We start from the raw sequence: 24392 nt of genomic DNA on the forward strand, positions 1-24392 counted from the left end.
GAAAGCGGTACAGGTTGTGCATGGCGGGGCGGGGCGACGCCGACCAGACTCCTGGGTGGTGCGGGACCGACGACCGGAGGACGCGATGGGACACGAGGAGTTGCTGGCCAGGCACCGCGCGGTGATGCCCGACTGGATGGCCCTCTACTACGAGCGGCCGATCGAGCTGGCGAGCGCGAGCGGGCGCCGGGTGACGGACCGCGAGGGCCGTACCTACCTCGACTTCTTCGCCGGCATCCTGACCAACGCGATCGGCTACGACGTCGCCGAGATCTCCGACGCGATCCGCGCCCAGCTCGACACCGGCGTGCTGCACAGCTCCACGCTGTACCTGATCCGCTCGCAGGTCGAGCTGGCGGAGAAGATCGCCGAGCTGTCCGGCATCCCGGACGCCAAGGTGTTCTTCACCAACTCCGGCACCGAGGCCAACGAGACGGCGCTCATGCTGGCCACCCAGTTCCGGCGCAGCGACCAGGTCCTCGCGCTGCGCAACTCCTACCACGGCCGCGCCTTCGCCACGGTGGCGATCACCGGCAACCGCGGCTGGTCGGCGTCCTCGCTGAGCCCGGTCAAGGTGAGCTGGGTGCACGGCGGCTACCGGTTCCGCAGCCCGTTCCGGGACCTGTCCGACGCCGACTACGTCAAGGCGTGCGTGGCGGACCTGCGCGAGGTCATCGAGACGACCACGGCCGGTGACGTGGCGTGCATGATCGCCGAGCCGATCCAGGGCGTCGGCGGGTTCTCCTCGCCGCCCGACGGGCTGTTCGCCGCGTTCAAGGAGGTGCTGGACGAGTACGGCATCCTCTTCGTCTCCGACGAGGTGCAGACCGGCTGGGGCCGCACCGGAGAGCACTTCTGGGGCATCCAGGCGCACGGCGTGACGCCGGACGCGATGACGTTCGCGAAGGGCCTGGGCAACGGGCTGGCGATCGGCGGCGTGGTGGCGCGCGGCGACCTGATGGACTGCCTCACGGCCCACTCGCTGTCGACGTTCGGCGGGAACCCGATCGCCACCACCGGCGCCCTGGCCACGTTGGACTACCTGCTCGACCACGACCTCCAGGCCAACGCCGCCAAGCTCGGCGACCGGCTGATCGGCGGGCTGCGGTCCGTCGCGGCGGACCGGCCGGCGGTGGGCGACGTGCGCGGCAAGGGCCTCATGGTCGGCGTCGAGCTGGTCGGCGCGGACGGCGCGCCGGACCCGGCGAAGGCGGTCGCGGTGCTGGAGGGCGCGCGGGAACGAGGTCTGCTCGTGGGCAAGGGCGGCCTGTACGGGAACGTGATCCGCCTCGCGCCGCCGATGACGGTGACCGAGGACGAGGTCGAAGAGGCGTTGGGAATCCTGGAGGACGTCCTGTGAGCGATGTGCGGATCACCCCCAAGCGGATCGGGCACTGGATCGGCGGCAAGCCGTGGACGGGCGACAGCGCGCGCTCCGGCGACGTGTACGACCCGGCGACCGGGCAGGTGGCGGCGCGGGTCGACTTCGCCGACGAGTCCACAGTGGACGAGGCGGTGGGGAGCGCGCGCGAGGCGTTCACGTCGTGGCGGAACGCGTCGCTGGCCCAGCGGTCCACGGTGATGTTCGCGTTCCGCGAGCTGCTGAACGCCCGCAAGGGCGAGCTGACCGCGATCGTCACCGCCGAGCACGGCAAGGTGCTGTCCGACGCGGCGGGCGAGGTGCAGCGAGGGCTGGAGGCAGTGGAGTTCGCGTGCGGCATCCCGCACCTGCTCAAGGGCGGGTTCAGCGAGAACGCGTCCACCAGGGTGGACGTGTACTCGATGCAGCAGCCGCTCGGCGTGGTCGGCGTGATCTCGCCGTTCAACTTCCCCGCGATGGTGCCGCTGTGGTTCGTGCCGAACGCGATCGCGTGCGGCAACGCGGTGGTGCTGAAGCCGTCGGAGAAGGACCCGTCGGCGGCGAACTTCATCGCGGAGCTGTTCGCCGAGGCGGGGTTGCCGGACGGCGTGCTGAACGTCGTGCACGGCGACAAGGTCGCGGTGGACCGCATCTTGGAGCACCCGGACGTGAAGGCGGTGTCGTTCGTGGGGTCGACGCCGATCGCGCGGTACGTCTACGAGACCGGCACCCGGCACGGCAAGCGCGTGCAGGCCCTGGGCGGCGCGAAGAACCACATGGTCGTGCTGCCGGACGCGGACCTCGACCTGGCGGCGGACGCGGCGGTGTCGGCGGGGTTCGGCTCGGCGGGGGAGCGGTGCATGGCCATCTCGGTCGTGGTCGCGGTGGACCCCGTCGGCGACGAGCTCGTCGCCAAGATCACCGACCGCATCAACGACCTGCACGTCGGCGACGGCCGCCGTCCGGGCTGCGAGATGGGACCGCTGGTGACGGGCGCGCACCGCGACCGCGTCCGGACCTACGTGGAGAACGGCACGGCGGAGGGCGCGTCGCTGGTCGTGGACGGCCGGTCGCACGCGATCGACGGCGAGGCGGACGGGTTCTGGCTCGGCCCGACGCTGTTCGACCACGTCGGCACGGACATGGCGCTCTACCGCGACGAGATCTTCGGCCCGGTGCTGTCGGTGCTGCGCGTGGCGACGTACGACGACGCGCTCGACGTGGTCAACGGCAACCCGTACGGCAACGGCACGGCGATCTTCACCAACGACGGCGGCGCGGCGCGGCGGTTCCAGAACGAGGTCGAGGTCGGCATGGTGGGCGTGAACGTGCCGATCCCGGTGCCCGTGGCCTACTACTCGTTCGGCGGGTGGAAGGACTCCCTGTTCGGCGACTCGCACGCGTACGGGCCGGAGGGCATCCACTTCTTCACCCGCACCAAGGTCGTCACGAGTCGGTGGCTGGACCCGTCGCACGGCGGGGTCAACCTCGGGTTCCCGCAGAACACCTGAGCCGGGCGCGCGGCCCCGGCCGGTCGGGCGACCCCCGAGCGGCCGCGGTCGTGATCGCCTCGACGGGGACCGGGCCGGTGGGGTCGCCCCGGCCCGGTTCGCCCCGTCACCGCTACCTGGCCTGGGCCGCCAGCGACTGGGGGAGCAGGTCGTATCGGCTGAACCGGCGGGTGTACGTGCCGGTGCCGGACGTCAGCGACCGCAGCTCCACCGCGTACCGGAGCAGTTCCGTGGCGGGCACCTCGGCGCGGATCACCGTGTAGCCGGGGCTGTCCGCCTCGGTGCCGAGCACCCGGCCGCGGCGGCCGGACAGGTCGCCCAGCACGGTGCCGAGGTGGTCGTCCGGCAGCCGCACGGTCACCTCGTCCACCGGTTCCAGCAACGCGGTGCGGCCGTTCGCGGCGGCGTCCTTCAGCGCCAGCGAACCGGCGGTCTGGAACGCGGCGTCCGACGAGTCCACCGAGTGCGCCTTGCCGTCGACGAGCGTGACGCGGACGTCCACCACCGGGTGACCGCCCTGCAGGCCGCGTGCCAGTTGGGCGCGCACGCCCTTCTCGACGCTCGGGATGAACTGGTTGGGGATCGCGCCGCCGACGATCCGGTCCACGAACTCGAAGCCCGACCCGCGCGGCAGCGGCTCGACCACGATGTCGCACACCGCGTACTGGCCGTGCCCGCCGGACTGCTTCACGTGCCGCCCGTGGCCCTTGGCCGGGCCGACGAACGTCTCGCGCAACGCCACCCGCACCGGCTCGGTGTCGACCTCCGCGCCACCGGCCCGCAACCGGGCCAGCACGACGTCCGCGTGCGCCTCGCCCATGCACCACAGCACCAGCTGGTGGGTCTCCGCGTTGCGCTCCAGCCGCAACGTCGGGTCGCCCGCCACCAGCTTGCCGAGGTTGCGGGCCAGGTTGTCCTCGTCGCTGCGGCTGCGCGGGACGACGGCGACCGGCAGCAGCGGTTCCGGCATCTCCCACGGCGCCACCAGCAGCGGCTTGTCGGGCGCGGACACCGTGTCGCCGGTCTCGGCGGACCCGAGCTTGGTCAACGCGCACAGGTCGCCGGCCACGCAGTACGGCACCTCGCGCAGGTTCGCGCCGAGCGGCGAGTAGACGTGCGCGACCCGTTCGTCGACGTCGTGGTCCTCGTGGCCGCGGTCGGCCATGCCGTGACCCGACACGTGCACCGGCCGTTCGGGGCGCAGCGTCCCGGAGAACACGCGGACCAGCGACACGCGGCCCACGTACGAGTCGACGGCGGTGCGCACGACCTCGGCGACCAGCGGGCCGTTCGGGTCGGCCTCCAGGCGGGGCTGCGGGATGCCGTCCACGCCGGTCACCTCGGGCAGGGGGTGTTCCAGCGGGGAGGGGAACGCGCGGGCGATGCCGTCGAGCAGTTCCGGCAGGCCGAGGCCGGTCAGCGCGCACACCGGCATCACCGGGTGGAACGAGCCGCGCGCGACCGCCGTCTCCAGGTCCGCGATGAGCGTCGCCTGGTCGATGTCCTCGCCGCCGAGGTAGCGGTCCATCAGCGTCTCGTCCTCGCTCTCCGCGATGATCCCCTCGATGAGCGCGTTGCGCTGCTCCTCGTACCGGGGGTCGTCGGTGGTGAGCAGGCCGACCAGGCCGCCGTCGTCGCCGGGCAGGTACAGCGGCACCACACCCGCGCCGAACGCGGCCTGGCAGGCGGCGATCTCGGTGGGCACGTCGGCGCGCTGGTGGTCCGTGCGGGCGATCACGACCGCGCGCGGCATGCCGACCGCCGCGCACTCCTCCCACAGCGCCACCGTGGCCGGGTCCACGCCTTCCGCCGCGCTGACCACGAACAACGCCGCGTCGGCCGCGCGCAGGCCGGCCCGGAGCTCGCCGACGAAGTCCGCGTAACCGGGCGTGTCGATGAGGTTGATCTTGATGTCGCCGTGCCGGATCGGGGCGACGGCGAGGCCGACGGACCGCTGCTGGCGGACAGCCGCCGGATCGTGGTCGCACACCGTGTTGCCCTCGGTGACCGAACCGGCCCGGGTCAGCACACCGGTGCTGGCGAGCAGGGCCTCGGCGAGCGTCGTCTTGCCGGAGCCGGACGGGCCGACCAGCACGACGTTGCGGACCTTGGCCGGGTCGTCCACAGCGACCGCGCCTGCCGAGTGGCCGTTGTCGGAGTGTTTGCTGCCCATTGGGACCACCCTCCACAAGTGTTTAGTGTCCGATCTCACACCCGTGCGACCTGCGGGACAACCCCAACCGGCCACACCCAACCCGGCAGGAGGAACGGGGGTGGTGTGCGCCACCAGGGCCGCGGCGGTCCGTCGGGCCGGTGGTTGTGGCAAGGGGTGGCGTAGGCCACTACCTGCGGCGGGAGTGGAAGTGGCCTGCCGAGAACGGGCGTGAGTGGCATGCCTCGGCGGTCCACGTCGGCCTTACCATGGGTGGTGTTGGTCCTCCACTTCGAGAAAGGTTGGTCGTGACCACTTCACCCGACGCCGGCACCCAGGTCACCGGCACTTCCCGCGTCAAGCGGGGCATGGCGGAGATGCTCAAGGGCGGCGTGATCATGGACGTGGTCAACGCCGAGCAGGCCAAGATCGCCGAGGACGCGGGCGCCGTCGCCGTCATGGCGCTGGAGCGCGTCCCCGCCGACATCCGCGCGCAGGGCGGCGTGTCCCGGATGAGCGACCCGGACATGATCGACGGCATCATCAACGCGGTGTCGATCCCGGTGATGGCCAAGGCGCGGATCGGCCACTTCGTCGAGGCGCAGGTCCTCCAGTCGCTCGGCGTGGACTACATCGACGAGTCCGAGGTGCTGACCCCGGCGGACTACGCGAACCACATCGACAAGTGGCAGTTCACCGTGCCGTTCGTGTGCGGTGCGACCAACCTGGGCGAGGCGCTGCGCCGCATCACCGAGGGCGCGGCGATGATCCGCTCCAAGGGTGAGGCCGGCACCGGCGACGTCTCCAACGCCACTACCCACATGCGCAAGATCCGCGCCGAGATCCTGCGGCTGCAGAACCTCCCCACCGACGAGCTGTACGTCGCGGCGAAGGAGCTCCAGGCCCCGTACGAGCTGGTCCGCGAGGTCGCCGAGGCCGGCAAGCTGCCGGTCGTCCTGTTCACCGCGGGCGGCATCGCGACCCCCGCCGACGCGGCGATGATGATGCAGCTCGGCGCCGAGGGCGTGTTCGTCGGGTCGGGCATCTTCAAGTCCGGCAACCCGGCGCAGCGCGCCGAGGCGATCGTGAAGGCGACCACGTTCTACGACGACCCGGACGTCATCGCCAAGGTCTCGCGCGGCCTGGGCGAGGCGATGGTCGGCATCAACGTGGACGAGATCCCCGAGCCCCACCGCCTGGCCGAGCGCGGCTGGTAGACCTCCGCTCGTGACGCCCGCGGCCCGCCGGACCCCCGGCGGGCCGCGGGCGTCCGTTCAGGAGACCGGGTAGACCTCGATGTCGACCTTGTGGCCGTGAGATCCCGCGAGCTTCGCGTCGCAGGTGATGAGCGGCACGTCGAGCTGCTCGGCGAGAGCGACGTACTGCGCGTCGTAGGCGCTGAGCGAGTCGCACAGCTCCCACGCCCGATCGATGAGGGCGCGGTGCCCGGTGGTGGCGATCGGGGCCCTGGCCAACCACCACGCCGCCCGGTTGGCCTGGGCGCGGCCCACCGCGTCGACTCGCGCCCGTCGGCGCAACACGTTGAGCACTTCGCAGATGATCAAGTCCGGCGCGGCGAGTTCGCTTGCCAGGACGCGACGACGGAGTGGCTGCACGGGCTCGGCGCCGATCATTGCCTCGATCAGGGCCGAGGCGTCGATCACGACCGTCGCCACAGGTGCCTGTACAACTCGTTGTGGCGGGCCTCGTCTTCGGCCCGGCACGCGGCCAGGATCGCGACCGCGTTCGACGGCTCGCCTCGGAACAGGTCGAGGTCCGACATGACCTCCGCCATGGTCGGCCCGTCGGCGAACTCGGCCTGTCGCTGCTCGATCTGCGCGCGAAGACCGAAGACGTTGTCGTCGGGGTCCGGTTCGTCGGCCACGTGGTCCAGATTAGTCGCGGGGTGCGACATTCGCGGCCACCTCCTCTGTTGTCATGCAAGATCCATCGGCCGACCGGCCCGCCGGCTGGATCGCTCGAACGCGTGTTCTAGACGTGCTCCGAGACCAGCAGGGCGACGGTTCCCCGTTCGAGTGCCTGGGCCGTGTGCGGGACGTCGCCGGGGTACAGGAGGTAGTCGCCGGGGCCCAGTTCGACCGGCTCGCCCTGCGGCCCCGCGAGCATGCGGCCGGAGCTGACGATCACGTGTTCCACGGTCCCCGGCATGTGCGGTTCGGATTCGCGGGCCGGGCCGGGTTCGAGGTGGAGCAGGTAGATGTCGCGCCGGGCGCCCGGCGGGCACGACGCGAGCAGGGTCGCGGTGTAGTGGGCGCGTTCCGAGTAGATCGCCGGGCCCTCCCCGGCACGGATGACGCGGACGCGCGGGGTGGGCGGGTCGACCAGGCGGGAGAACGGCACGCCCAGCGCGACCCCGAGCGCCCACAGGGTCTCGACGCTGGGGTTCCCGCTGCCGGACTCGAGCTGGGACAGCGTCGACTTCGCGATCCCGGCCCGCTTGGCCAGTTCGCTCAACGACAGGCCCGCGCGGTCGCGCTCGCGGCGGAGCGAGGCGGCGATGACGTCGAGCGGCGCCCCTGTGTTCGACATGACAGTCCAATCGTTCGGCTTGACGAACACTTCCGATGTGTTCATCGTAGAAGACGATGCGTTCGACATGGCGAACCCCGGACTCCGAGCTGCTGCGTGACGTCGCCGCGGTGGCGGCCGGCGCTGCCGTCAGCGGCGCCTCCTTCGGTGCGATCTCCACCGGCGCGGGACTGCCGTGGTGGCTGCCCGTGGTGATGTCGTTGCTGGTCTTCGCGGGCGGCGCGCAGTTCATGGCGGTCGGCGTGGTCGCCGCCGGCGGCAGCCCGGCCGCCGCGGTGCTCGCCGGGCTCCTGCTCAACGTCCGCCACCTGCCGTTCGGCCTGGCGGTCGGCGACGTGCTCGGCAAGGGCCTGGTCCAGCGGCTCGTGGGCAGCCACCTGCTGATCGACGAGACCACGGCGTTCGCGCTCGCCCAGAGCGACCCGCGCAAGGCCAAGGCCGCCTACTGGTCGTGCGGCGTCGCCCTGTTCGTCGCCTGGAACCTCGCCGTGGTCGCGGGCGCGCTCGTGGGCCAGAACATCGGCGACCCGAACGCCTTCGGGCTGGACGCCGCGTTCCCCGCCGCGCTCCTCGCCCTCCTGCTCCCCGCGCTCAAGGACAAGGCCACCCGGCACGCCGCGCTGCTCGGCGCGGCCATCGCACTGGCCGCGACGCCGTTCCTGCCGGCGGGCGTCCCGGTCCTGGTCGCGCTGGGCGGCTTGGTGATCACCGCACGGCAGAAGGCGCCCGCATGACGTTGACCGCCGTCCTGGTGCTCGCCGCGGGCACCTACGCGTTCCGCCTCGCCGGACCGCTGCTGCGCGACCGGCTGACGCTCTCCGACCGGGTCAAGCTGATGATGTCCACCTCCGCGACGATCCTGCTGTTCGCGCTGGTGGCGACCGCGTCGCTGGCCAAGGGGCAGGCCTTCGCGGGTTTCGCGCTGCCGATCGGGGTGCTGGTCGGCGGGGTCGCGGCCTGGCGCAAGGCGCCGTTCGTGGTGGTGGTCGTGCTGGCCGCCGTCACCACCGCGGGCCTGCGGCTCGCCGGAGTCTCCTAGAAGACCGCCGCCCACCGGTCGCGACCTGGTTCACGAAGAGCCGGGCATGCGCGACACGGCGGGCGGAGGCGTCTACAGGTAGTCGCTGAGCCTGCTCGCCAGCCCGGCCCGGTCCCGCGCGCCACCCGGGTCCGGTTCGGGGCCGCCCGTCTTGCCCGCCAGCACGTCGTCCACGAACCGCGCCACCACGTCCGGCGGCGGCACGAGGGGAAGACCCAGGTGGGCCACGACGACCGGCGCCTCGGCCGGGTCGGTCTCGACCGCGATCGACCAGCCGCGCTCCTCGTTCCACAACAGCATCAGGTCGCGCCCCGGACCCTCGGCCAGACCGAGGTAGGCGGTGGCGGTGTCGCTGACCTCGAACTCGGTGCCCTCCGGCGGGACGCCGACTTCCTCGGCCACCGCCTTCACGTACCGGGCCAGGCCTTGGCTGATCACCGCACTGTTATCCATACCTCTCATTCTGGACCTTTCCGGCGGCGATCGGCGCCACCAGCCACGACTCCGGGATGCCGAACGCGTCGACCAGGGCCCTCGCGTGCGGTCGCAACCGGCCGCACAGCTCGTTCACGGCCTGTGACACCGCCTTCGACCGCTGGGGCGACAAGCGGCCGTGCTCCAGGAACCACGCCCGGTCCGCCTCGATGGTGCTCAACGCGTATAGGTCGCACACCTGGTCCAGCAGGGCGGTCGCCTCAGGGTCGCCGCACCGGTCCACCGCCGCCACGAACGCCTCCAGCACCACCCGGTCCACGTGGACGCGAGCGGCGTGCAGCACGTGGTCCTGAGCGGCGTTGAAGACGTCGAACGCGTTGTCCTTGGACGCCCTGCGCAACCGCCGCGCCAGGCCCTCCAGCACGTGCTTCTCGCGGTCCTCGAACTGCCGGAGCTGCCAGCCGCGGTCCAGCAGCGCGTCCGAGCTGCCCGACACCAGCCGGTCGATGATCGCCCGCGCGGCCGTCCGCTCGATCACCACGCCCACCGCCTGGTCGGCCACGAACCGCACCATGCCCCACGGGTCGAGGTCGCCGACGTGGTCGCGGTAGCTGGTGAGCAGGCCCTTCGCGACCAGCTGCAGCAGCACGGTGTTGTCGCCCTCGAACGTGGTGAACACGTCGGTGTCGGCCTTCAGCCCGGCGATCAGGTTCTCCGACAGGTACCCGGCCCCGCCGCACGCCTCGCGGCACGTCTGGATGGTCCGCGTGGCGTGCCACGTGGCCACGGCCTTCAGCCCGGCGGCCCGCGACTCCAGTTCCCGCTGCGCCCGGTCGTCGCCGACGTCGTGCAGCGCGGACACCAGCTCCTCCTGCGCGAAGTGCAGCGCGTACGACGTGGCCAGCGCGGGCAGCAGCCGCCGCTGGTGGGCCAGGTAGTCGAGCACCACGACCTCGTCGCCGCCGTCCGGCCGGGTGAACTGCCGCCGCGCGTCGCCGTACCGGATCGCCAGCGCCAACGCCTTCTTGGTCGCGCTGCCCGCCCCGCCCGCCACGCTGATCCGGCCGCGCACCAGGGTGCCGAGCATGGTGAAGAACCGGCGGCCCTCGCCCTCGATCGGGCTGGAGTAGGCGCCGTCCGGAGCGACGTCGCCGTACCGGTTGAGCAGGTTCGCCCGCGGCACGCGGACGTGGTCGAACCACAGGCGTCCGTTGTCCACGCCGTTCAGGCCGGCCTTCGGCCCGCAGTCCTCGATCCGCACGCCCGGCATCGGCGCGCCGTCCGCGTCCCGGACGGGCACGAGCACCGCGTGCACGCCGTGCGTCGCACCGCCTGTCACGAGCTGCGCGAACACCACGGCCATGCGTCCGTCGCGGGCCGCGTTGCCGATGTAGTCCTTGCGCGCCGACGGGTCCGGCGTGTGGACCACGAACTCCTCGGTCGACGGGTCGTAGGTCGCCGTGGTCCGCAGGTTCTGGACGTCAGACCCGTGCCCGGTCTCGGTCATGGCGAAGCAGCCCGGGAGGTCCAGGTCCATGATCGCGCGGAGGTACCGGTCGTGGTGCTCGGCCGTGCCGAGCGCCTGCACCGCGCCGCCGAACAGGCCCCACTGCACGCCCGCCTTCACCATCAGCGACAGGTCGCCGAACCCCAGCACCTCGAACGCGACCACGGAGCCGCCGACGTCGTCCCGGCCGCCGTGCCCGGTCGGGAACCCGATCAGCGGGTGGCCGCCGTCCGCCAGCGCGCGCATCTGCTCCGAGACCCAGGCGCGGTACTCCTCGCGCCCCAGCTCGCCGGGCGGCTGCAGACCGGCGAGCAGGTCGAGCGACCCGCGGCGCAACGACGCCCACCGGCCGTCGAGCAGGTCGCGCAACGCCTCGGTCCGCTTGTCGACTTCGCCCGTGGTGATCCCCATGCTCTTTGTTAACACAGGTTCACGGCGGGGGCGCGACAACGGCACCGCCCCACCCGCGCCGACGCCGTGTGCGATGCCGACGTGGGGCAGGGGCAAGGTCCGACGCTCGCAGGGGCAACGTCAGACACCTCACGAACATGACGGTCCGTGACGATGGACTGATCGGTGTAACGCGGGCACCACGGTGGGGCGACCCACAGAGTGGCGTCTGTCACACCTGGAGGCAAGCCATGCCCTTCCGTCCCCGCCGCAGGCGGATCGCCGTCACCGCCGCTCTCGTCCTGACGGCACCACTGCTCGTGGTCGGCCCGGCCACCGCCGACCCGAACAACAACTCACCGGCCAAGCTCACCAAGGCCGTCACGCTCGACGGGGTGCTGCGGCACCTCGACGCGTTCCAGGCCATCGCCGACGAGCACGGCGACCGCGCCGCGGGCCGTCCCGGCTACCGGGCGTCGGTGGACTACGTCGTCGACACCCTCACCGCCGCGGGCTACGACCCCGCCGTGCAGGCGTTCGACTTCCCCTACACCGAGGAGCGGTCCGAGCTCGAACAGCTCGCCCCGACGCCGCGGACCTACGCGGTGGACCGGGACTTCACCCGCAACGGCTTCACGCCGACGTACCTGGGCGAGGCCACCGCGCCCGTCACGGCCGTGGACGTGGTCGTCCCGCCCGGCCCGAACCCGAACTCGAACAGCAGCGGTTGCGAGGCGTCCGACTTCGCGGGCTTCACCGCGGGCACCATCGCCCTGCTGCAGCGCGGCACCTGCGGGTTCGCCCAGAAGACCTTGAACGCCCAGGCCGCGGGCGCGTCCGGCGTGATCCTGTTCAACGAGGGCCAACCGGGCCGCACCGGCCTGTCCACGCCGATCGGCGACACGCCGGGCCTCGCGATCCCGGTCGTCTTCGCCACCTACGCGGTCGGCGCGGAACTGGCCGTCGGCGGGCCGCGCACGGTCCGGGTCAAGGTCGACTTCCTGTCCGAGACGCGCACCGCGTGGAACGTGTTCGCCGAGTCGGACGAGGGGATCGCCGACAACACCGTGATGGCGGGCGCCCACCTCGACGGCGTGCAGGACGGCGCCGGGATCAACGACAACGGCACCGGGTCCGCCGCGCTGCTGGAGGTCGCCGTCCGGATGGCCAAGGTGAAGACGAACAACCTGGTCCGGTTCGCCTGGTGGGGCGCGGAGGAGGAAGGGCTGCTCGGCTCGGAGCACTACGTCGCCACCCTGCCGCAGGCCGAGCGGGACCGCGTCGCGCTGTACCTGAACTTCGACATGGTCGGCTCGCCGAACTACTTCAACGGGATCTACGACGGCGACAACTCCAGCGGCACGGCCCCGCCCGGGTTCATCCCGCCCGGCTCGGCCGAGATCGAGGACGTGTTCGAGAAGTTCTACGCCGACCGCGGCCTGCCCGCGGAGGACACCGAGTTCTCCGGCCGGTCCGACTACGGCCCGTTCATCGCCGTCGGCATCCCGGCCGGCGGCCTGTTCACCGGCGCGGAAGGCGTGAAGACCGCCGACCAGGCCGCGCGGTACGGCGGGGTCGCGGGCGCCGCCTACGACCCGTGCTACCACCAGCCGTGCGACAGCAACACGCCCGTCGCCGACGGCGCGGACGCCGCCCTGTACGCGCAGCTGGACGCCGCCTACGACCTGCGCGGCAACGTCAACGCGGCGGCGCTGGACGTCAACGCCGACGCCATCGCCACCGCCGTGATCACGTTCGCCTTCGACACCTCGACCGTGAACGGGGTCCGCTCGCCGGGCAAGTCGCACGGCGCGGGCACGTCGTCGGTGCGGATCACCGCCTGACCGGGAGGCGGGCCGGGCGGGTCACCCGGTCCCGGCCCGCCACCGCTCGGTCACGACCACCGCTCGGTCACGACCACCGCTCGGTCACGACCACCGCTCGGTCACGACCACCGGTCGCGCGCGCCGTCACTGCCCGCCGGCGGCACGGTGTGCTTGCGGACGTGCTGGAACAGCAGGTTCGTCTGCACCTCGCTGACCTCGCGGCGGGTGGTGAAGCGGTCCAGCACGAGGCGTTGCAGGTGGGGCGTGTCGGCGACGGCCACGTGCACCAGGAAGTCCTCCGGCCCGGCCACGTGCGACATGGCCAGCACCTCCGGCAGCGACAGCACGTAGTCCATGAACGGCTCCACGATCGCCCGCGTGTGCGGCCGGACCCGGACCGCGATGATCGCCTGCACCGGCCGTCCGACCGCGGCCAGGTCGACCTCCGCGTGGTACCCGGTGATCACGCCGCGCTCGCGGAGGGACCGGTGCCGGACCACGCACGTCGACGCCGCCACGTTCACCCGGTCCGCCAGGTCCTTGTTGGGCAGCCGCGCGTCCTTCTGCAGCTCCCGGACGATCGCCGCGTCCACCGAATCCAGCACGTCGAAACCCTCCTCCAGCCGAACAGCCTGCGGAAGTCTGCGCCGACCACCGACGAGAAGTCCACGATTCGGGCATGACCCGGTTGCGAACGACGGCGGTGCACGGTGGGCGCGACGACCTCGCCGACCTGGGCGTGCACGCCCTTCCGATCGACCTGTCCACCACCTACCCCATCCCCGACCAGGCCGCGGGCGGCGAGGCGCTGCAGCACCTCGCCGAGGGCGCCGCGCACGCCACCTCGCCCGTCTACTCCCGGCTGCACAACCCCACCGTGGCCCGGTTCGAGCAGGCGCTGGCGGCGCTGGAGGGCACGTCGGCCGCCGTGGCGTTCGGCAGCGGCATGGCCGCCGTCACCGCCGTGGTGCAGGCGGCGTGCGTGCTGATCGGCAAGCCGCACGTGGTCGCGGTGCGGCCCCTTTACGGCGGCACCGACCACCTGCTGTCGTCCGGCCTGCTCGGCGTGCGCACCACGTACGCGGCGGCCGACCGGGTCGCCGACGCGATCACCCCGGAGACCGGGCTGGTGGTCGTCGAGACGCCGGCCAACCCCAACCTCGACCTCCTCGACATCGCCGCGGTCGTCGCGCAGGCCGGCGGCGTGCCCGTGGTCGTGGACAACACGTTCGCCACGCCCGTGCTCCAGAACCCCGCCGCGCTCGGCGCGACGTACGTGCTGCACTCGGGCACCAAGTACCTCGGCGGGCACGGCGACGTGCTCGGCGGCGTCGTGGCCTGCGCCGAGGAGCACGCCGGGCCGTTGCGCCAGGTCCGGATCATCACCGGCGCCGTGCTGCACCCGCTCGGCGGCTACCTCATGCACCGCGGCCTGGCCACGCTGCCGCTGCGCGTCGAGGCGGCCCAGCGCGGCGCGGTCGAGCTCGCCGCGCGGCTCGCCGACCACCCCGGCACCGGCCTGGTCCGGCACCCGAGCCTGCCCGGCGCGGACCCGGCCGGCCTGCTCGGCACGCAGATGCGCGGACCGGGCGCGATGCTCGCGTTCACCACCCGCGAGAACCCTGCCGCCGTCGTGCGCAGGCTGCGGCTCGTCACCCCGGCGGTGAGCCTCGGCTCGGTGGACACGCTGATCGAGCACCCGTCCGCGCTGACCCACCGGCTGGTGCCCGACGCCGAGCGCGAGGCGTCCGGCGTGCCCGCGAACCTGCTCCGCCTCAGCGTCGGCCTGGAAGACGTCGAGGACATTTGGGACGACCTCGACCAGGCCCTTCAGGGGCATTGTGAAGAGGGTTACATCAAGTCTTCCTCAAGCGATTTCCGGGAGTTGGCCGACAGCCACTAACGTTCCGCCGGCACGGTGTGAGCGGAGCGCGCGAAGTCGGCCGCCGTCGGATACCCCAATCGGGTTGTTCGGCTGCCGGACCTGCTACAACAGGTCATCGCCCGCCTCTGCCCGGCCGTGTCGAGAAGCCGGTGAACGCGAGGAATGCCGTGGTGCCCGCCGAAGTGGCGTGGCGCGATTCGGCATTCCGCACCGCCGACCGCCCATTCCCGTCCGCCGCCGACCCGCGGCGGGCCGGGCGCGTCGGGCGGATCGCGGCCCGGTTTCCCCCGGTGCTCGCCGCGCCCGTCCTCCGCGGTGCGGGCGAGCCGCCCGAGCCCGTCGTTCCACGGCCCACCAGGCCGGTGAACGGGTCGCGGCGCGCGACTGGCGCGCCGCGGGAAGACCGAACGGCCGGACGGGTGCCACGAGCACCCGTCCGGCCCGGTCACCTAGGCTGGTGGCAGTTCACCTAGGAGGAAACCCAGCCGTGTCCGTCGTCGGTGTCCTCGCCCTGCAGGGCGACGTCCGTGAACACCTCGTCGCGTTGGCCGAGGCCGACGTCCTGGCCCGCCCGATCCGCCGGCCGGAGGAGTTGGCCGAGGTCGACGGCGTGGTGCTGCCGGGCGGCGAGTCCACGACCATCAGCCGGCTGCTCGCCACGTTCGACCTGCTGGAGCCGCTGCGCGCGCGGATCAAGGAGGGCATGCCCGCCTACGGCTCGTGCGCCGGCATGATCCTCCTCGCCGACCGCGTCCTCGACGGCCGGCCCGACCAGCACCAGCTCGGCGGGCTCGACATCGTGGTGCGGCGCAACGCGTTCGGCAGGCAGGTGGACTCCTTCGAAGCGGAACTCGACTTCACCGACGTGGGCGAGGTGCACGCCGTGTTCATCCGCGCCCCGTGGGTGGAATCCGCCGGTTCGGACGTGGAAGTGCTCGCCCGGGTGCCCGAAACGGACGACGCGGGAGAGGCCGCCGGTAGGATCGTCGCGGTTCGGCAGGGGCACGTGCTCGCCACCTCGTTCCACCCGGAACTGACCGGTGACGGGCGAGTGCACCGCCTTTTCGTGGACATGGTCCGTGCCGCGGGCTGAGTATTCGACGGAGGAGAAATGAGCGGCCACTCAAAGTGGGCGACCACCAAGCACAAGAAGGCCGCAATCGACGCCAAGCGCGGCAAGCTCTTCGCGCGGTTGATCAAGAACATCGAGGTGGCGGCCCGGACCGGCGGTAGCGACCCCGACGGCAACCCGACCCTGTACGACGCCATCCAGAAGGCGCGGAAGAACTCCGTCCCGCTGGACAACATCGAGCGCGCCCGCAAGCGCGGCGGCGGCGAGGAGGCGGGCGGCGCCGACTGGCAGACCATCATGTACGAGGGCTACGGCCCCAACGGCGTGGCGGTGCTGGTCGAGTGCCTGACCGACAACCGCAACCGGGCCGCGTCCGAGGTCCGCACCGCCATGACCCGCAACGGCGGCTCCATGGCCGACCCCGGCTCGGTCGCCTACATGTTCACCCGCAAGGGTGTCGTGATCGTGCCGAAGGGCGACCTGTCCGAGGACGACGTCCTGATGGCCGTGCTCGACGCGGGCGCCGAGGAGGTCAACGACCTGGGCGAGAGCTACGAGGTCGTGTCCGAGGCCGGTGACCTGGTCGCCGTCCGGACGGCGCTGCAGGACGCGGGCTACGACTACGAGTCGGCGGAGGCGAACTTCCTGCCGTCGGTGTCGGTGCAGCTGGAGGCCGAGGGCGCGCGCAAGATCTTCAAGCTGATCGACGCGCTGGAGGACTGCGACGACGTGCAGAACGTCTACGCCAACTTCGACGTGTCCGACGAGGTGATGGCCGAGGTCGGCTGACCTCCCGGGCCCTTGCCGCAGCCCCGCGCCGGTCGTCCCGGAGCGGGGCTGCGTCGCGTCCGGGCGGCGGTGCTTATGCGGGGTTGACAGGGGGAGCGGGCACAATGGCCGGGTGTCGAGCCCCGCAGCCCCGAGCCCGCAAGACCTCAACCTGCGCAATTGGCTGCTGGCGCAGGCCGAGCAGCACGGCCACGCGGTCGTCGCCGTGCCCGAGGACGCCGAAGGCGCCGGGTACTCGTTCTCCGTCGGCGCGTGGCGCCGGTTCGGCGTCGCCGAGGCGGTCGTGCTCGGCCTGCCGCCGGAGCACGCCCAGGTCCTCATCCGCGCCTACGTCGACCGCGCCCGCCGGGGCGAGCGGTTCGTGCCCGGCCGGCTGTACTACGACTTCTTCGACGGCGTGCCGGTCACGTTCGAGCGCGTGTTCAAGGGCTTCTACCCGGAGTTCTTCGGCAGCGCGTTCCTGCTCTACGGCAAGGGCGACTTCGCCGCCGTCCAGATCATCGTGCCGACGGCCGAGGGCCGGTTCCCGTGGCACCACGACGCGCCGATGGGGTTCGGCGACTGGCAGCTGCTGCTGACCGAGAGCGGTCGGCCGGAGAGCTGGGAGCCCGGCGTCAACGGCCCGTGACCGGTTCGACCCCGCGCGTTCGCCCTGCCGTCAGGTGCTCGACGAACCCGTCCGACAGGCTGGTGCAGGTCCACCCGCAGACCACCGCCCGGCCCGGACGTCGATCACCCTCGGCTTGGTCCGTCCGGCACCCGCAGGGCCCCGCCACACCCGTGGCGGGGCCCTGCGTCGTTGTCCGGGAAACGTTGTCAGGTGCCGTGACCTCGACCGTTGACAACGATCCGGCGTTATCACTGTCCGGTGCGACGAACCGTCGGGGGCGCCGCACGCACGAGGGGGAGGTGCGTTCCGCTCCGCGCGGCGGGGGAGCCGCGCGGAGCGGAACGCACGTGACGAGGCTTGGTCGAGGGGGCCCCGCCCGAGACCAAGGAACAGGCCGCGGGAGGGGTTTCCGATGGGCTCCTCCCGCGGTGACAACCCGGGACGTCGGTCAGGGCGTGCGGCCGAGCAGGGCGATCAGCCTGGTCTGCGGGTCGGCGTCGTCCGGCACGGGCACCGGCGGCGCGAACATCCCGCTCGACGTCCACGCCTCGGCGTTCGGCCGGACGTAGTCCAGCACCGCCTCCGCCACGTCCGGGTCGATCCGCTCGTCGACCCCGATGGCGCGGGCCAGGTCCCAGGCGTGCACGGCCAGGTCGGTGGTCATCTGCCAGCCGTACTCGACGGCCGTCGTCCGGCCGGAGCTCAGCTGCACCGGTTTCTGGAGGGCCTTCGGCGCGATCCACGCCTCCCGCGCCGCGGCGGCCGCCAGCACCCACGAGTGCAGCGGGTCGTCGCCGAGCTGGTCGCCGTCGAACCGGTCGCCCACCTGCTCGACCGTGCAGCCCGCCAGCAGCTCCGGCGCCCACAGCTGCTCGTACACGAGGTGGTTGACCAGGTCGTGGACCGACCACTCCTTGCAGGGCGTGCCCCACTCCCACTGCTCGGGGCGCACCTTGCGCACCCGCGAGTCGAACTCGGTCATCGCGCGTCCGTGAGCCTCGATCAGATCCACCCCACGAGTGCACCAAAGGTTGCACCGCCGCGCACGCCGAGCGTGTGCACTGGGCCACTCGGCCCCGTCAGGATTTTTACCGGTACACCCGTACGGCGTAACGTGACCCGGTCACGCCGACGGTGACATCGTTGACACCAGGAGGATCCAGTGAGCGCCACGAGCGCTGTCTCCACCCCGCAGCGGGGCTTCTTCGGTCACCCCCGAGGGCTGTCCACGCTGTTCTTCGCCGAGCTGTGGGAACGCTTCTCGTACTACGGGATGAAGGCGATCCTCGCCTACTACCTGTACCGGTCCACGGCGGAGGGCGCGCTCGGGCTCGACAAGAGCTTCGCGCTGTCCCTCGTCGCCATCTACGGCGCGTCGGTGTACATGGCCGGCGTGGCGGGCGGCTGGCTGGCTGACCGCGTGCTGGGCGGGCAGCGGGCCGTCTTCCACGGCGGCGTGCTGATCATGTTCGGGCACATCGCGCTGGCGCTGCCGATCGGCGTGACCGGCGTCTACACCGGTCTGATCCTGATCGTGCTGGGCACCGGCCTGCTGAAGCCGAACATCTCCACCGTGGTCGGCGGGCTGTACGACCAGCAGGACCCGCGCCGCGACTCCGGCTTCACGATCTTCTACATGGGCATCAACCTCGGCGGCTTCCTCGCGCCGCTGGTGTGCGGCTTCCTCGGCGAGACCTACGACTGGCACCTCGGCTTCGGCGCGGCGGCGGTCGGCATGGCGCTGGGCCTGGTCGTCTACCGGCTCGGCCGGCGGGGCCTCGGCGACTCGGCCGCCGTGCCGCCGAACCCGCTGCCCGTCGAGGAGCTCGGCCGGGTGCTCGGCCGGATCGCCGCCGTCGCGCTCGGCTCGGTGGCCGTGGTGGCGGCGCTCGTCGTGCTCGGGGTGCTGGGCGCGGAGGGCGTGATCAACCTGATCAGCCTGCTGTCGGTGCTGCTGCCGATCGGCTACTTCGCGGTGATGATCCGCAGCCCGCGCACCACGCCGGTGGAGCGCTCGCGGGTGATCGCCTACATCCCGCTGTTCATCGCGGCGGCCATGTTCTGGCTGCTGTTCGAGCAGAGCGCCACGGTGATCGCGGCGTTCGCGGACACCCGCGTGGACAACAGCTTCCTCGGGTTCTCGTTCCCGCCGTCGTTCATCCAGTCGATCAACCCGGTGATGATCATCGTGGTGGCGCCGCTGTTCGCGCTGCTGTGGGTGAAGCTGGGCAGGCGCCAGCCCGCGACGCCCCGCAAGTTCGGCTACGCGCTGCTGCTGGTGGGCTTGTCGTTCCTGCTGATGATGGTCGCGAGCCAGGGTGACCCGGCGGTGCGGGTGAGCTTCCTGTGGCTGGTCGTGATGTACCTCGTCATGACGTGCGGCGAGCTGATGCTCTCGCCGGTCGGCCTGTCCGTGACGACCAAGCTGGCGCCGCGCGCCTTCGCCTCGCAGACCATGGGCCTGTGGTTCCTGGCGACGGCGGCCGGCTCCGGTGTCGGCGCGATCGTGGTGCGGTTCTACAGCGACGAGAACGCCGTGGCGTACTTCGGCGTGCTGGGCGCCGTGGCGATCGGGCTGGGTGTCGCGCTGGTCGCGGCGACGAAGAGCATCCACCGGTTGATGCGGGGCGTGGACTGAGCTCGGGTGCCGTAGGGGCGTGCGGCCGTGCGCCCCGACGGCGGCCCGTCGTGGAGGCCGCGGCCCCCGGGTCGCGACGGAACGCGCGTGGCTGAGCGCGATCGGGGAGTCCTGCGACACCGTCGCCGTCGACCGCGCGCGGCGGGACGCGGACGACCCGCCGCGGCGGCGGTGCGGCGGGTCGTTCGCGCACCACAAGCATGCACCAAGTTCCTGAGGCTCAGCTGATGGTGTGCGCGATCGGGTGTCGCTTCGTGACACCCGTGGTGACGGGAAGCCTTGCCGCGCCCCGGATCAACCGCGACGGCCGGCGCCGCACCCGGCCCGCCGCCCTCAGGTCGGGGAAGCGGCGGAACAGCCCGCGCAGCGCCGCCGCACCCTCCATCCGGGCCAGGCCCGCGCCCAGGCAGTAGTGGATGCCGGACGAGAACGCCAGGTGCTCGCGGACGTCCGGCCGACCGGGGTCGAACCGGTGCGGGTCGGCGAACACCGCCGGGTCGCGGTTCGCGCCCGCCAGCACGAGCATGATCGGCGTGCCCTTCGGGATCGACGTGCCCGCGACGCGCGTCGACTCGAACGGCACGCGCACCGTGTACTGCACGGGAGGGTCGTGGCGCAGGGTCTCCTCCACGACGGCCTCCGCGTGACCGGGGTCGTCGAGCAGGCGCGCCCGGACGGCGGGGTCGCCGAGCACGGCCAGCACCGAGTTGCCGATCAGGTTGACCGTGGTCTCGAACCCGGCCACCAGCAGCAGTTCCGTGGTGGCGATCAGGTCCTCCCGGCTGAGGTCCTGGTGCGCCACCAGCGCCGACACGATGTCGTCCCCGCCGGGGCGCCGCCGCCGGTGCGCGATCAGGTCGTCCAGGAACGCCTGGAACTCGCGCAGCCCGGCGTGCAGCGCCCGCAGCTCGCCGAGGTCGCGCACGCCGTCCAGCGCGTTGACCAACGCGCTGCCCCACCGGGCGAACGCCGCGTGGTCCGCGCCCGGCACGCCGAGCAGGTCCGCGATCACCTGGACCGGCACCCGCGCGGCGAAGTCGCCGACGAGGTCGAACGTCCCGCGCGGCGCCACCTCGTCCAGGTACTCCTCGACCACCCGTTCCACGGTGGCCTGCTGGGCGCGCAGGCCGCGCGGCGTGAACCACGGCGCGACCAGCCGGCGCAGCCGCGTGTGGTCGGGCGGGTTGCGGACCAGGAACGACTCCTCGACCGGGTTCACCAGCCGCCGGCCGTCGACCTGGGCGGACGAGTCCACCGGGGACAGCGCGCCCGCCGGCAGCGTGCCGAAACCGGGGTCCCGCAACAGCGACGAGCACAGCTCGTGCGACGAAGTGAGGTACAGCCCCATCCTGCTCTTCACCAGCACACCGCGCCGTCGCACCGCCTCGTACTCCGGGTACGGGTCGCGGGCCGGGCTCATCCCGAACAGCCGGGCGGCGGGGTCGCCGAGGAGGGCGTGGGCGCGGACGGCCGCGCGTCCCATGAACAGCAGCGTCGCGTTCTTCACCGTGGACGGCATGCCACCACGGTGGCGTGAACGCGAGAAAGGTTCAAGGTCGCACGGCGGATCACCCGACGTGCCGGTCGGAAGTACGCTCCGCCGGGTGACGCGGCCCTCCGGCTGATCGGCCCGTCGTGCGCCGGGTGGTCAGCGCCTGACGCGCAGCGACGCCAGCCGCCACGTGCCGCCGTCCGGCGTCGGTCGCGGCTCCTCGGCCAGTGCGAGGTCCGGGAAGCGGCGCAGCACCGCCGACAGCGCCACCTCCGTCTCCACCCTGGCGAACGCCGCGCCGAGGCAGAAGTGCGCGCCGTGCGAGTAGCCGAGGTGGCCGACGGCGGGCGTGCGGGTGATGTCGAGCCGGTCCGGCTCCGGGAACGCGCGGGGGTCGTGGTTGGCGGCCACGATCGCCGTCGTCACCGGCTCGCCCTTGCCGATCACCACGTCGCCGATCGTCACCTCCTCCTTGGTGTACCGGGGCGCGGTGAGCAGCTGCGGCCCGACCCACCGCGTCAGCTCCTCCACCGCGCGCGGCATCAGGGCGGGGTCGGCCCGCAGGGCGGCGAGCTGGTCGGGGTGGGCGAGGAGCGCCTCCAGCCCGTTGACGATGAGGTTCGTCGGCGTCTGTCCGGCCAGCACGAGCTGCCAGACCAGGGTGACCAGCTCGGTGTCGGTGAACCGGTCGCCGTCCTCGTCCTGGACGTGCAGCAGCTGCGAGATCAGGTCGTCGCCGGGCTCCTCGCGGCGGCGGCGGACGGCGTTCCGCGCCTCCGCGATGGTGGCCGGGATGGCCGCGATGAACTCCGGCCCGTAGCCGCCGACGACGGCCGCGCCGATCTCGCGCCACTTCGGCCGGTCCTCGGCGGGGATGCCGACCAGCTCGCCGATCACGTCCATCGGCAGCGGCCGGGCGAAGTGCGCCAGCAGGTCCACCGGGTCGTCGTCGGGAAGGGCGTCGAGCAGGGCGTCCACGATCGCCTCGATGCGCGGCCGGAACCCGGCGGCGCGGCGCGCGGTGAACGCGGGGGAGGCCAGCCGGCGGAGCCGCAGGTGCTCGGGACCGTCCATTTCGGACATGGTGCGCAGGTGCTCGAGGCAGTGCTCGGGGATGCCGGGCGGGCGCATGAAGCTGTTGGCGTTCAGCTCGAAGCGCGGGTCGGCGAGCACCGCCCTGGCGTCCTCGTGCCGGGTGACGACCCACAGGTTCCCCATGCCGGGCACGGGCATCCGCGCCACGGGCGACTCCTCGCGCGCCGCGCCGTAGGCGGTGACGGGGTCGAACAGCACCTCGGGGCGGGCGGGGTCGATCTCGGGAACGGTCACTCGATCCTCCGGATGTTCAGATCAGATGTTCTCATCATCTGAATGGCGACGGTATCTTGATCCGGCGACACCTGGCAAACGGGGAGCGTGATGGTGCGGCTGAGCAGGGCTGAGGCCCAGGAGCGCAATCGGGCGCGGGTGCTGGACGCCGCCGTCACCGAGTTCGCCGAGCGCGGTTTCCGGGACGCGAAGATCGACACGATCGCGCAGCGCGCCGAGCTGACGCGGGGCGCGGTGTACTCCAACTTCCCCGGCAAGCGCGCCCTCTACTTCGCGGTGCTCGCCGACCTGGCCGAGCGCGCGCCGGCGCCGGCGAACCCGCAACGCGGCACCGACCAGCGCACCGCCCTCGGCGCGCTGGCCCGCGCCTGGGTGACGTCCGTCGCCCACGACCCGCTGGCGCGGGACCTCATGCCCGAGGTGGTGGCCGACGAGGTGACGCGGCGGTCGTTCGCCCAGCTGTGGAAGCTCGACGCGGTGCTGCTCAGCCTCGCGCTGGAAGCCCTCGAACCGGTCGCGGCCCCGCCCGGCGCGCCGCCCGCCAGGCTGGTGCGGAAGGCGGAGGTCGTGCTCACCGCGCTGCACGGCGCGAGCCAGCTCGCCACCGCCGCGCCCGGTTCCGTCGAGCCGTTCGACGTGGTCACGGCGTGCGAGCGGCTCGCCGGCCTGGAGCTGAACGACTGGTGGCCGCCGCCGCCCGAGGCGGCCGTGCGACCCGAGGACGCCCCGTGGGCGCCGCCGGCCGTGGTCGACCTCGTGCGCGGCGAGGAGGTCACGCCGGACGAGGACGGCGTGGTCGTCGTGCTGGGGCTCAACCGGTTGGCCGCCGTGGAGGAGGCGGTGCGGACCGGCGCGCGGGTCACCCTCGCCATGGTCACCGGCACGCCCGACGAGCTGGCGCCGCTGGCCCGACTCGTGGTGGCGCAGCTGTGCGGCGGCCTGCGGCAGGCGTTCCCGGACCGGGCGTGGCCGCCGGTCCGGGTGGTGTGCGACGGCACGGGCGCGCTGGCCCGCGCGGCCGGGGTGCCGTCGGTGAGCGACGAGACCGAGACGGCGGTGCGCGTCGAGCGCGGCCGGGTCGTGGCGCGCGCCGAGGGGTCAGGCGCGGGTCACGCGGTCAGGTCCGGGAACCGGGTGCGGACCTAGGCGCGGGAGCGCTCGCCGTCTCGCGGGCCGACGTCGTGCGGGCGGACGGTGTCCGGGACGGTGAGGTGCGGGACGGCGCCGGACGGCGTTCGAGCACCTTGCGGAAGTCCGCCGGGATCGGCGTGCTGCGCAGCTCCGGCGTGCCGAAGGAGACGTAGCGGTTCCAGCCGGTGGCGACCGGCGTGCCGTCGACGTCCGCGTCGAAGCCCATGGTCAACGTGGTGGTGCCGAGGGTCCGCACCCGCACCGCGATCCGCAGCAGGTCGTCGAACCGCGCCGGGTTCAGGTACCGGATGGAGGTCTCCGCCATCACGAAGTCGATGCCGTGCTTCTCCAGCTCCCGGTACGAGCCGAGCAGGGACCGCAGCGTCTCGACCATCGCGGCCTCGAAGAAGACCGGGTAGCGCGACGCGTGCACGATCCCCTGGCGGTCGCAGTCGACCGGGCGCACCCGCACCCGGTGCACGTGGGCAGGACGCGGGTCAGCCATGCGAGCGATCCTATGGGGTCGTCGGCACGGCCCGCCTCGGCCTCGCCGGGACCGCTCACCGCGACGCCGTCACCGGGCGCCCGACCCGGCACGAACCGGTTGGCCGCCAACAGGACTGGTCGCCGGAGCCGGTCCGCAGCAAGGCCGCCGCGCCGCGGTCACCGCCACCGT

General features: G+C 72.6%; 23 protein-coding genes. 12 read left to right on the forward strand and 11 right to left on the reverse strand.

Features of this window, described 5'->3' with window-relative positions; genetic code table 11:
- The first annotated feature begins 85 nt into the window (after window positions 1-85).
- Complete coding sequence (locus ACRAKH_RS14310; protein ID WP_380726981.1) at window positions 86-1360, forward strand: aspartate aminotransferase family protein; 1275 nt, start codon at window positions 86-88, stop codon at window positions 1358-1360.
- Window positions 1361-1365: 5 nt separating this feature from the next.
- On the forward strand, window positions 1366-2871 hold the full coding sequence (locus ACRAKH_RS14315; protein ID WP_380726983.1) for a CoA-acylating methylmalonate-semialdehyde dehydrogenase: 1506 nt from the start codon (window positions 1366-1368) through the stop codon (window positions 2869-2871).
- Window positions 2872-2983: 112 nt separating this feature from the next.
- On the opposite strand, the gene ACRAKH_RS14320 is transcribed toward ACRAKH_RS14315, so the two are convergent.
- Window positions 2984-5044: an elongation factor G-like protein EF-G2 gene (locus ACRAKH_RS14320; RefSeq protein ID WP_380726958.1), complete on the reverse strand. Its 2061-nt coding sequence runs from the start codon at window positions 5042-5044 to the stop codon at window positions 2984-2986.
- A 248-nt stretch (window positions 5045-5292) separates the two neighbouring features.
- On the opposite strand from ACRAKH_RS14320, the gene pdxS reads away from it, so the two are divergent.
- Complete coding sequence (gene pdxS, locus ACRAKH_RS14325; RefSeq protein ID WP_380726960.1) at window positions 5293-6240, forward strand: pyridoxal 5'-phosphate synthase lyase subunit PdxS; 948 nt, start codon at window positions 5293-5295, stop codon at window positions 6238-6240.
- 57 nt (window positions 6241-6297) lie between these two features.
- On the opposite strand, the gene ACRAKH_RS14330 is transcribed toward pdxS, so the two are convergent.
- The 3 genes from ACRAKH_RS14330 to ACRAKH_RS14340 form a co-directional block, all read right to left on the reverse strand.
- Window positions 6298-6699 carry a type II toxin-antitoxin system VapC family toxin gene (locus ACRAKH_RS14330; protein ID WP_380726961.1) on the reverse strand — a complete coding sequence of 134 codons (402 nt, stop codon included), beginning with the start codon at window positions 6697-6699 and terminating at the stop codon, window positions 6298-6300.
- Window positions 6684-6908, reverse strand: coding sequence for a hypothetical protein (locus ACRAKH_RS14335; protein WP_447009867.1), 225 nt, complete (start codon window positions 6906-6908; stop codon window positions 6684-6686). The genes ACRAKH_RS14330 and ACRAKH_RS14335 overlap by 16 nt, the downstream gene beginning before the upstream one ends.
- A 107-nt stretch (window positions 6909-7015) precedes the next feature.
- Window positions 7016-7573: a helix-turn-helix domain-containing protein gene (locus ACRAKH_RS14340; RefSeq protein WP_380726965.1), complete on the reverse strand. Its 558-nt coding sequence runs from the start codon at window positions 7571-7573 to the stop codon at window positions 7016-7018.
- A 56-nt stretch (window positions 7574-7629) separates the two neighbouring features.
- Between ACRAKH_RS14340 and ACRAKH_RS14345 the strand changes: the two genes are divergently transcribed.
- Both ACRAKH_RS14345 and ACRAKH_RS14350 read left to right on the forward strand, forming a co-directional pair.
- Entirely contained in the window at window positions 7630-8307 is a 678-nt protein-coding gene (locus ACRAKH_RS14345) for an AzlC family ABC transporter permease (protein ID WP_380726967.1), read from the forward strand.
- On the forward strand, window positions 8304-8612 hold the full coding sequence (locus ACRAKH_RS14350; RefSeq protein WP_380726969.1) for an AzlD domain-containing protein: 309 nt from the start codon (window positions 8304-8306) through the stop codon (window positions 8610-8612). The genes ACRAKH_RS14345 and ACRAKH_RS14350 overlap by 4 nt, the downstream gene beginning before the upstream one ends.
- Window positions 8613-8684: 72 nt before the next feature.
- On the opposite strand, the gene ACRAKH_RS14355 is transcribed toward ACRAKH_RS14350, so the two are convergent.
- A complete protein-coding gene (locus ACRAKH_RS14355) occupies window positions 8685-9065 on the reverse strand; it encodes a DUF6292 family protein (protein WP_380726971.1) in 381 nt (126 codons plus the stop codon).
- Window positions 9058-10965 (reverse strand): acyl-CoA dehydrogenase family protein, encoded by a 1908-nt coding sequence (locus tag ACRAKH_RS14360; protein WP_380726973.1) that lies wholly within the window; start codon window positions 10963-10965, stop codon window positions 9058-9060. Before ACRAKH_RS14360 ends, ACRAKH_RS14355 begins: the two co-directional genes overlap by 8 nt.
- A 230-nt stretch (window positions 10966-11195) precedes the next feature.
- On the opposite strand from ACRAKH_RS14360, the gene ACRAKH_RS14365 reads away from it, so the two are divergent.
- The gene (locus ACRAKH_RS14365; protein WP_380726975.1) at window positions 11196-12788 is read left to right on the forward strand and encodes a M28 family metallopeptidase; all 1593 of its coding nucleotides are present in this window, start codon (window positions 11196-11198) and stop codon (window positions 12786-12788) included.
- A 101-nt stretch (window positions 12789-12889) separates the two neighbouring features.
- Here ACRAKH_RS14365 and ACRAKH_RS14370 read toward each other — a convergent pair whose 3' ends face one another.
- Entirely contained in the window at window positions 12890-13375 is a 486-nt protein-coding gene (locus ACRAKH_RS14370) for an Lrp/AsnC family transcriptional regulator (RefSeq protein ID WP_380726977.1), read from the reverse strand.
- 74 nt (window positions 13376-13449) lie between these two features.
- Here ACRAKH_RS14370 and ACRAKH_RS14375 point away from each other — a divergent pair, with 74 nt between their 5' ends.
- The 4 genes from ACRAKH_RS14375 (at window position 13450) to ACRAKH_RS14390 (ending at window position 17144) form a co-directional block, all read left to right on the forward strand.
- Window positions 13450-14673, forward strand: coding sequence for a trans-sulfuration enzyme family protein (locus ACRAKH_RS14375; protein ID WP_447009868.1), 1224 nt, complete (start codon window positions 13450-13452; stop codon window positions 14671-14673).
- Window positions 14674-15142: 469 nt separating this feature from the next.
- On the forward strand, window positions 15143-15748 hold the full coding sequence (gene pdxT / locus ACRAKH_RS14380) for a pyridoxal 5'-phosphate synthase glutaminase subunit PdxT (RefSeq protein ID WP_380728767.1): 606 nt from the start codon (window positions 15143-15145) through the stop codon (window positions 15746-15748).
- Between the two features lie 18 nt (window positions 15749-15766).
- The gene (locus ACRAKH_RS14385) at window positions 15767-16516 is read left to right on the forward strand and encodes a YebC/PmpR family DNA-binding transcriptional regulator (protein ID WP_380728765.1); all 750 of its coding nucleotides are present in this window, start codon (window positions 15767-15769) and stop codon (window positions 16514-16516) included.
- Between the two features lie 112 nt (window positions 16517-16628).
- Window positions 16629-17144, forward strand: coding sequence for a DUF4262 domain-containing protein (locus ACRAKH_RS14390; protein ID WP_380728763.1), 516 nt, complete (start codon window positions 16629-16631; stop codon window positions 17142-17144).
- Between the two features lie 430 nt (window positions 17145-17574).
- Here ACRAKH_RS14390 and ACRAKH_RS14395 read toward each other — a convergent pair whose 3' ends face one another.
- Window positions 17575-18108, reverse strand: coding sequence for a TIGR03086 family metal-binding protein (locus ACRAKH_RS14395; protein WP_380728762.1), 534 nt, complete (start codon window positions 18106-18108; stop codon window positions 17575-17577).
- Between the two features lie 180 nt (window positions 18109-18288).
- On the opposite strand from ACRAKH_RS14395, the gene ACRAKH_RS14400 reads away from it, so the two are divergent.
- The gene (locus ACRAKH_RS14400; RefSeq protein WP_380728760.1) at window positions 18289-19764 is read left to right on the forward strand and encodes a peptide MFS transporter; all 1476 of its coding nucleotides are present in this window, start codon (window positions 18289-18291) and stop codon (window positions 19762-19764) included.
- 220 nt (window positions 19765-19984) lie between these two features.
- Here the strand turns inward: ACRAKH_RS14400 and ACRAKH_RS14405 are convergent, their stop codons facing one another.
- Together ACRAKH_RS14405 and ACRAKH_RS14410 are read right to left on the reverse strand one after the other, a co-directional pair.
- On the reverse strand, window positions 19985-21283 hold the full coding sequence (locus ACRAKH_RS14405; protein WP_380728758.1) for a cytochrome P450: 1299 nt from the start codon (window positions 21281-21283) through the stop codon (window positions 19985-19987).
- Between the two features lie 129 nt (window positions 21284-21412).
- Complete coding sequence (locus tag ACRAKH_RS14410; RefSeq protein ID WP_380728756.1) at window positions 21413-22585, reverse strand: cytochrome P450 family protein; 1173 nt, start codon at window positions 22583-22585, stop codon at window positions 21413-21415.
- A gap of 90 nt (window positions 22586-22675) precedes the next feature.
- Between ACRAKH_RS14410 and ACRAKH_RS14415 the strand changes: the two genes are divergently transcribed.
- Window positions 22676-23731, forward strand: coding sequence for a TetR family transcriptional regulator (locus ACRAKH_RS14415; RefSeq protein WP_447009869.1), 1056 nt, complete (start codon window positions 22676-22678; stop codon window positions 23729-23731).
- Here the strand turns inward: ACRAKH_RS14415 and ACRAKH_RS14420 are convergent.
- On the reverse strand, window positions 23703-24221 hold the full coding sequence (locus tag ACRAKH_RS14420) for an acyl-CoA thioesterase (RefSeq protein WP_380730550.1): 519 nt from the start codon (window positions 24219-24221) through the stop codon (window positions 23703-23705). The two genes, ACRAKH_RS14415 and ACRAKH_RS14420, sit on opposite strands and share 29 nt — an antisense overlap.
- Window positions 24222-24392 lie beyond the last annotated feature (171 nt).

The organism is Saccharothrix hoggarensis, from assembly GCF_052936025.1.